This is a genomic window from Methanobrevibacter sp. (assembly GCF_036307625.1).
GTDB lineage: Archaea > Methanobacteriota > Methanobacteria > Methanobacteriales > Methanobacteriaceae > Methanocatella.
The window spans coordinates 1-9,691 of record NZ_JAXJXF010000001.1 but is presented as its reverse complement, the minus strand read 5'-3'; the positions used below and the strand labels follow the sequence as shown (position 1 = coordinate 9,691).

General features: G+C 36.4%; 5 protein-coding genes. 3 read left to right on the top strand and 2 right to left on the bottom strand.

Going from position 1 to position 9,691, the window contains the following annotated elements:
- Positions 1-149 precede the first annotated feature (149 nt).
- The gene (locus UIB65_RS00025; RefSeq protein WP_330039127.1) at positions 150-671 is read right to left on the bottom strand and encodes a hypothetical protein; all 522 of its coding nucleotides are present in this window, start codon (positions 669-671) and stop codon (positions 150-152) included.
- Positions 672-778: 107 nt separating this feature from the next.
- On the opposite strand from UIB65_RS00025, the gene UIB65_RS00020 reads away from it, so the two are divergent.
- From UIB65_RS00020 to UIB65_RS00010, 3 genes are all read left to right on the top strand, one after another.
- Positions 779-973 (top strand): hypothetical protein, encoded by a 195-nt coding sequence (locus UIB65_RS00020; protein ID WP_330039126.1) that lies wholly within the window; start codon positions 779-781, stop codon positions 971-973.
- Positions 974-1,109: 136 nt separating this feature from the next.
- Positions 1,110-3,509, top strand: coding sequence for a hypothetical protein (locus tag UIB65_RS00015; protein ID WP_330039125.1), 2,400 nt, complete (start codon positions 1,110-1,112; stop codon positions 3,507-3,509).
- A gap of 391 nt (positions 3,510-3,900) precedes the next feature.
- Entirely contained in the window at positions 3,901-7,956 is a 4,056-nt protein-coding gene (locus UIB65_RS00010; protein ID WP_330039124.1) for a peptidoglycan-binding protein, read from the top strand.
- 251 nt (positions 7,957-8,207) lie between these two features.
- On the opposite strand, the gene UIB65_RS00005 is transcribed toward UIB65_RS00010, so the two are convergent.
- A partial coding sequence (locus tag UIB65_RS00005) for an Ig-like domain repeat protein (protein WP_330039123.1) occupies positions 8,208-9,691 on the bottom strand: 1,484 nt, incomplete at its 5' end.

Below are 9,691 nucleotides of genomic sequence, written 5' to 3'. Positions count from 1 at the left end.
TTTTGAGCTACAAAATGAGAACCTTTTGGAACTTTTATGGAAAAGTCATCACCGAACTTCTTTGAATCCAATTTTGCTGCAGACACGGCCCCCAGACATAATATAAATACAATGACTCCAATTAAAATAATTTTTTTATTCATACTTCATTACCCCTTAAACTCGATTGTTTTAGCCATTTCAACTAAATTGTCAACATTATTCCCACTGAGAACTACCAACTGATGGCCATCCCTTGCTAAAACTCCATATTTGTAGTTATTACCTCCAGGATTTTTTTGAGACACATTACCTGTATTCTCCAAGATAACCAAATCCCCCTGATGAGTTACCTTTGTATTATTTGTCTCATTACCATATTCAATGAAAAGGTTAATGAAATCATCAGTTATCATAAAAGACTCCATATATCCAACGGAAAATTTCTTGTTTTTATCATCATAGGTTTTCATAACTCCAAATCCATCCCCACTATTATTCCAAGATTTCTTAAACACTGTTCCCTTCGGAACTTCCATCGTAAATGCGCTGTCAAAATTATAAACTGTAGCATTGGCACTGCTTGATTTTGCAGGACTCATACCTCCGAAAAACATGAATCCTACTGCCGCAACCAATGCGACGATAATGATGACAAGCACAGCAATAATTATTTTGTTTTTCTTCTCCATTTTATCACCATTATTAAAATATTGTGCTTAAAAAGATATAAATCATTCCTAAATCCAACCAATATTATAGCTAAATATTGTGAAAACTGTGATTCTATTCAAAAAAAGTGTCCCAGTTTGATGTGTCCACCAGCATCATCAAAGAATTAGAAAGAAAATGGAGACTCACAGCATACCATGATAAAACCTACCTGCACCACACCATGAAAAAAATTGGGAAATATGATTTATTGGCGAAGACCAAACACTCTGCCATGATGTTCAATTCAATCGAAATTAGAAATTCAGCAGGAATAAAATAACAAAACATCTTACATTTTTTAATCCATACTCCGAAAACGGCCAGTCGATATCAAATAAATCAGACATTATAAATATTTTAAACTAAATATATTTTTAACATGACAAAGAAAATAAGCGGAATTTTTACTTATTTTATTGATATTTATTCTGATCGGAGCAGTTCAGGCGTCAGATGATTTCAATGAAACATTAACTTCAGACATTGATGAAGCAGTAATTGAAATCCCTGCTGAAGCTGAAATATCAAAGCCCGATGAAAATGCAATGCTAAGTGAAATTCAAGTGGAAAACAAAACTTTTAAAGATATTCAAAATGCAATAGATGCCTCAAAGCCAAATGACACTATTGAACTGGAAGGAGTTTATACCGGAAACGGAAGCAAGATACGCATTCCCTTTCACGAATTGACATTTGTCGGTAAAAATGGAGGAGCAACACTTGATGCAAGAAATTTATCCGAGATAATCTATTCAAACGCACCAAGGGTTACATTTAAAAACATCAATTTCATCAACGGAAATACTGTTGGTAATTTAGAATTATATCGCTCAGTAATTCATGCAGAGCAGGAATTGGTTCTTGAAAACTGTTCAATGACCAATAATCACATCACCCAAAACTTTTTAAGCCGTCTGATTTTCAGCCGCTCCTCGGTTAACCTGACCAAATCAATATTTTCAAATAATGACTATTATAATGACTTAATGAATGTGGGAGATTGTTGTATTGACAACTGTACTTTTGAGAACAATCATTTTTATTCCGAATATCAAAGAAGATTACTCCTTTCCGGCAATTTATTTATAAACAATTCCAGATTCAATGATATCAATTCATTAGCCAGCTCTGGAAATTGTACAGCAGTGAACTCATTTTTCAATAAAGTTTGCCTGTCAGTTAACGGAAAGGAAAATAAAATCATCAACTGTTCTTTTAAAAACAGCAAACAGGCAATCGATATAGTAATATCAGGCAATGGACAAATCAATTTTAATATCACCAACTCGTCTTTTGAAAATATTTCAGAAAATCTAATAGTCACAACAGCGTTTTCCGACTACGAAAAAACAATTAACCTAAATATCACAGGTTCAACATTTGAAAATTTCAAGAAATATTATCTTAAATCCAACCTGAAAATCATGAATTCAACATTTAAAGGAGGAAGTGTTGAAGCAAGTGGAAACATTTCAACATTTATGGCCACAACATTCATAGCCACCCCATTATATCTCCACACCAATAATACATACATCAATGACTGTTGTTTCATAAATAACACCAAAGCTGCGATAAGTGTAAGTGAAGGGTATAATTATCTTGAGATAGGAAATTCCAAATTTATCAACAACAGCAACAGCAACTATGGAGGTGCGATAGATGAATTCGGCCACAAAAGGATGATTGTTAAGAATTGCGAATTCATAAACAACAGTGCCTCAAGAGGAGGAGCAATATTTGCATATGATGTAAAAAACATCACTATTGAAAACTGTTCATTCATCAAAAATCATAATCCAATCTTATTTTGGAAAATTCCTTACGAAAATATTAAATTTGAAAAATGCAGCTTTAAAGACAATGTCGCCTCACATAATAAAGACATTGTAGGATATTATAAGGTAAGCGTGAAACAGACAGGAAGCTATGATGGAGAAACAAGCTTTAATGTGAAAGTTATTGATGCCTATACAAATAAACTGGTTCCATTTGAATGTTTGAAAAATGTCAAATTTAGCCTGTATCAAATTCTAGAGTTCGATGAGGAGGGATTTTACTGGAGTATCGGCAATGAATTTTCCCCAGCCAAAGCCAGTGACGGAAGTCTAATATTCAAAGTTAAAGATGTTTATAAAAGTGATATGGGTGTTGATTATAAAATTGTCACATCCAAATTTAATTCATATTTTACTTTCACTGACGGCGAATTCAGCAGCGATTTCTACTTCGGAAATAAGACAATTAAAAAGCCTCACATGAATATTGTGCCAACCAAGTTGTCCATAACCGCCCGAACAAGTGAGAATGTGCTTGTTCTTTTCAAGGATTTGAACAATAAGGCATACATGTTTAACGCAAAGTATACCATAAAATTATATAAAGGAGATAAGGTAGTATTCAAAAAAAGCGGAACCGACTCAGATATCTCATTATATGGACATAATTTCAATGCAGGCACATATAAAATGGTAATCACCGCTTCAAATGAAGCATTTTCTTCAACATCAATCACCAAAACATTTAAAGTAGAAAAGGTGAAAACAAAAGTTGCCGCTCCAAAGATTACTGCAAAATACAAAAAAACAAAATACTTCAAGATAACCGTCAAACAATTGACTAAAGAACCGCTTAACCCAAAAGTTAAGGTAAAAGTCAAAATAGGCAAGAAAACATACAATCTCAAGACAGACTCCAAAGGAGTTATCAAATTCAATACAAAATCCCTTAAAGTCGGAAAATATGCGGTAAAAATCACATCCGGTGATTCGAATGTGTCAATCAATGGAAAATCAGCAATAATTATTAAAAGATAGATTTTTCTATCTTTTATTTATTTTTTTCAACAAATCTGCAGAAAAAACATTCTATTTTTAATCTGCACGAGTTCAGTGACCATCATCAAGTGATGCTGCTAGAGAAGTTACCCCAACCATGGCAGCTGAAACAAACAATATGGCAATAAACATTATATCCATATTATCACCTACTTATTTTTTAATTTCAGTAACTGTATATGGAAAGAAGACTATTTAAATCTTTTCGAAAGCAAGTACTTGCTTTCATTTTGAACATCTACGGCTTGTAGAAACCTGAAAATTCCTGCACAATAACGATAAAGTGGATAATATTCACCATATCCAAAATATTATATGTAAAATTTTAACATATCATATAATATCTAAAAAAAATTGAGGCAAAAAAATTATGAAGTACAAAAAGAGCATGATTATATTATTTATAGCTATTTTTCTCTTCTCCATTGCAGGCGCATGCGCAAGCGATGCCAACACTACGGCAATGGCAGTAGCAGACGAACAGACAACAGATGAAATTAACGAATTACAATTAAATAATCCTGCACCAGATGATTCCAAAATCCTTGCTTCATCTGTAGGCAATGAAATACTTAAAAGTCCTACAACGGTTACAAACCACACTTTTGATGCTATTAAAAGTGCAATCAATGAGGGTTATGATACCATCTATCTCGAACCGGGTATATACAATGGAACAAATCCAATTGGTATTATGGATAATGGAAATGGTGTCACTATCATTGGAAATTCCACAATACTGGATGGACAGGGACAGACAAGCATGTTTTTCATTTCAAACTCAGGAAACATAAAAATACAGAATATTACATTCGCAAATGGTAACAGTGATGGTGGTGGAGCAATATTTGCGGAACGTGGTTTTATGGAAATCATCGACTGTACGTTCACAAACAATACTGTATTAAATAAAACAGGAGGGGGAGCAATATTGTCCTCATTATCTGATGTAAAAGTCATCAACTCCACATTCACAAACAACAAAGCAATTATGGGTGGAGCAATAGCCTGTATGATTGGTACTATGACAGCCGAAGGCTGCATTTTCACAAACAATACTGCAGAGGATGATTATATAATCTACATATTGGAAAGTAATGGGCAAATCACTACCAGTGTTTTTACAAACAACCGTGCTAATGGTATCGTATACATTGATGGAGATACAGGTAGCACAATCAACAATAATATTTTCTTAAACAACATTGGAACCCCTGTCGACTTTTATTATGAATCCAATACAGACTACAATTGGTTTGGACACAATGAAAGCAACTATAAAGACGATTCTGGAATAGGCAAATGCAACAAATGGCTCTTTTTAAATGCAACAGCAACTCCAGACACAATGAACATGTCAGACACATCCAATGTAACATTCACAATATGGGCATATGATTCAAGCACCAACACTACAACCCCATATGACAAGAATCTCCTGAAACCTGTCGATTTGAAAATCACTGCAGAAAAAGGAAATCTCAGCAGCAACACTGCCAAATTTGGGGAAACAATCATATATACTCCAAATAGTGGAGGAAATTCAAGCGTGACAGCGTCAATGGAAAATGTCTCATACACCATTTATATAAATGTCAATAACGGTGACCCAAACCTTTCACTTGTCAACGGAGAGGTTCCGTACTCAGAAAATACTACACTCACACTCAACTACAATTCCCTGGCAACCGGAAAGGTAAACATTACCCTTAAAGGCAAAAATCACAAAAAGACATTGACAGACTTGACTTTAAACTCAACAATGGATCTTGGAAGCGTCCTTCCAGATGAATATGATGTAAGTGTTGCATATTCCGGTGACGATTCATTCACAGATGCTGCAGCATCCGGAAAGCTCACAGTGCTTAAAATCGATTCGGATATCAGGGTGAAAGCACATGACATTAATGTCACAGACACAGACGGCATAATGTTTACAGTAACATTGCCTGAAAACGCAACCGGAAACATGACAATAAGCAACGGCAAAACAGTCGACGTGGCTAAAAATGGCAAAGTGAAAAAGGGAAAGCTCATAGTTGAAATCAAAAACGATGAATATCCTGTCGGAGAATACGAATGGACATTCACCTACCTTGGAGATGACATATACAAAAACTCAACCGATCAGGCAACATCAAAGATTCTAATCATTGAAAGCAAAATAACTCCCGAAAACAAGACAATCGAGATGATTTTCGATGACAAGTCAAAAGTCAACTACACAACAGATCCTGAAGGCCTTGAGGCAATCAAATTTGAAAGCACCAACGAAAGCGTAGTGACAGTCACATCCAAAGGAGCCATAAAGGCAGTGGGTGCAGGAAAGGCAAAAATAATCATCAAATTTGATGGAAACGAAAACTACACTGCATCCAATGCAACAGTATCAGTTACTGTCGAAAAGGCAAAATCAACATTGACAGTTCCGGATGTCACATTCGACTACGGCAAAAAGGGCACATCAAACACAACATTTACCGGAGCTACAGGAATCAATGCAACCGTAAACGACACCAATGCTGTTGTAGAAATTGATGGAAGCGTAATTACAGTATCCAATCTGACAGTTGGAACATATACATTGACTGTAACAACAGTGCCTGATGCAAATCACAAGAAAACAACAAAAACCGCAGATATCACTGTCAACAAGGCCGACTCCAAAGTCAGTGTCGATGTTCCGGACATATACTACGGAAGCTCTGCAAACGTCAATGCAACATATGAGGGTGCAACGGGAATTACTGCAATACTCGCTGATAAAAACCTGACCGTCAAAGACGACGCAATAATCATTCCGGATGACTTGGATGAAGGTCCATACTTCTTAACCGTAACAACAGTGCCTGACGAAAACCACAATGAAATAACAGAATATTTTGAAATCTTTGTAAATCCTGCCAACTCAACTATTGACGTTGATGATGTTGAAACCGACTACGGCGAATCTGTTGATGTCAACATCACATATGAAAACGCAACAGGATTCACAGCAGAACTAAACGGCAAAAACCTGACCGTCAAAGACAACACAATCACAATTCCAGACGATTTGGATGCGGGAACATACAATCTGACCGTAACAACCACAACAGACATCAACCACAACCCGACAACAAAAACAGCAACAGTAACAGTCAACAAGGTTAATTCAACATTGACAGTCCCAGACATCACATTCAACTACGGCGAAACCGGAACCGCAACCACAACATACACAGGAGCAACCGGAGTCAGGGCAAGCGTAAACGACACAGGAGCACATGTTGAAATAAACGGAAGGTCAATTACAGTATCCAACCTGCCAGCAGGAACATACACACTAACCGTAACAACAATACCTGACGATAACCACAACTCAACAGAAAAAACAGCAACAGTAACTGTCAACAAGGTTGATTCTACAGTAACTGCCGGAAACATCACATTTGAGTACGGATTAACCGGTACAACAACAGTATCATACACAGGAGCCAGTGGATTTAATGCAACAATCGAAAAAGGAACTGTGCAAATCGAAGGCAATGAAATTATCGTTTCCGGTTTAAATCCGGGAAACTATAACCTAAACATAACAACAATACCTGACAGCAATCACAATGCAGTCAGCAAAAGCATCAAGGTCAAAGTAAACAAGGCCACTACAGAAATAACCGCACCGGGCTTGGTAACTGCATACAATGTCAACAAGTATCTGACAATCACACTGAAAGACAACAAAAACAGCACAATTGCAGGTGCAAGCATAACCGTCAACATAAACGGTGCCAAAAAATACACAACAAACAAAAACGGCCAGGTCAAAATAAACACCAAGACCTGGACTCCAAAAGTCTACAGCGCCGAAATAACCTTTGCCGGAAATGCAACACACAGCAAATCACAGGCTACAGCATATATCCTTTCAATAAAGGCAACACCTAAACTGACTGCTAAAAACAAGACCTTCAAATCCACAGACAAAACCAAGAAATACAGCGTTTCACTTAAAAACAACCAGAAAAAACCGATGAAAAATGCTAAGGTCAGATTAACAATCGGAAAAACAACATACAAAACAACAACAAACGCCAAAGGAATTGCAACATTCAAACTGACAAAACTGACAAAAACCACAAAGGCAACTGTAAAATACCCTGGAAGCAGAAACTACAATGTAGTAAGCAAAAAAGTGAAACTGACAGTGAAAAAAGTCTTCAAGACAATATCCAAAGGAAGCAAAGACCACGCAATGGTTAAAAAAATCCAAAAGGCACTTATAAAGAATGGATACTACAAATCATCTTCCGGCAAAGCTTACAAGGTCGATGGAATCTATGGAGACCACACTGAAAAGGCAGTAAAACAATTCCAAAAAGCCAAAAAACTTAAAGTGACCGGAAAAGTGGATGAAAAAACAGCCAAAAAACTTGGAATAATTTAAAGTAGATACCAAATATCGTATCTACTCCTTTTTCTTTTTACTACATCTATACCATTGCCGAACATATGAATGATTCAGACAATTGAATTGCTGAATTTAAAAAGAAATACCATTAAATGCTTTAAAAATTAAAATCAATTAAAATAATAAGACGGAAAATCAAGGAATTAATGCCTTATTTCTGAACCCCCGCAAGGCATCATAGACCTTGAACAGCAATTACCAAAAAAGAAAAAAGGAGTGAAAAGCTCCTATTTAACGTACATCCTAACTTTTTTGCTAACCTTCTTGTAGTATGCATCTCCCGCAAAGCTTACGGATGCAACAAAAGATCCCTTTTTGGTCAGTTTGGTAATCTTGAATGTTGCCTTGCCCTTGCTGTTTGTTTTGGCAGCATAAGTTTTACCGTTGACCTTTAGAGTGACCTTTTTGCTTTTCATAACCTTGTTGTTATTGTCCTTCAATGCAATTGAGTATTTTTTGATTTTTAAAGAACGCTTGAATGTTTTTTTGGCAGCCGTCAATTTAGAAGTTGCCTTTTTAACGGAGATATCTGCGGAACCATAGGCATCCTTTTTGCCTTTTATAACAACAACATAATCTCCAGGCACGATATTGCAGGCAAGATTTACCTGGCCCTTGGAGTTGGTATTCACACGAAGAGTTTTGCTGTAACCATCCCCCCATATATCAAAAATTTCAATGGATAAAGGATAATTCGAAAGGAGACTGCCTTTATAGTCCTTTACAACAATTTTTAACTTTTTGGAATCCCCATAGACCTTTTTAAAACCATCTTCCACATAAATTTCATCTTCTAATGCTTTGACTGTTAATTTAAATGATTTCATTTCCTCACTTACAGGATTAACAGCAGTTACAACATGTTCGCCTGCATCCAATTTGATTAAAGAGGATGCAACACCATTATTGTTAGTTTTGGCGGTGAAAGTGCCGCTTCCAATTTTAAACTGAACATCACTATCTGCAAGCGCATTGCCGTAAACATCCATGAAAGTCGCCTTAAGATATGAATTTCCATAATCATAACTCAAATCAGACACCATTATTGTGGATTTGACTGTAACCTTGGATGTGACGGACTTGCCGCCGTATGCAGCACTAACGGAATATGTGCCCGGATCCAGCTCAATGCCCATATAAGCATATCCTTGGCTGTTGGTTGTCATAGTCATTGAAACGGAACCACGACTGTACATAATGTCTGCACCATTTACAGGCTCACCATTGTCGGTAACGCGAATTACAAGCTTATCCGGAGCGCCGTAGTACTTGGTCAAATCAGGAGCTGAAATGACGATATTGTGTCCGCTTGAAACAACAATGGAAATTTCAGATGACCTGGCAGAATTGAAGTTGGAATTTCCAACCAATGTTGCATAAGCCTTATATGTGCCCTCACCTGTTAAATTCACTTTCAAGGTGGCCTTACCGGAACTAATTGATTTGGTGAAATTGGCATGATTTCCTCCAATAGTGAAAATAACATCTCCTGAGGTAACAGAAGGAGTGAGAGTAGCTGTCAATGTAACCAATGTTCCGCTTTTGGCATAACCGAGAGATATTGAAGGAGATACCTTATTAATAGTCAATTTAAATGATTTTGTCTCACCGCTTGAAGGATTGACCGCAGTTACAGTATAAGTACCGACATTCAAGCTGCTTGAATATGACGCAACACCATTACCGTCAGTTTTGGCATAGTAATTTGTAT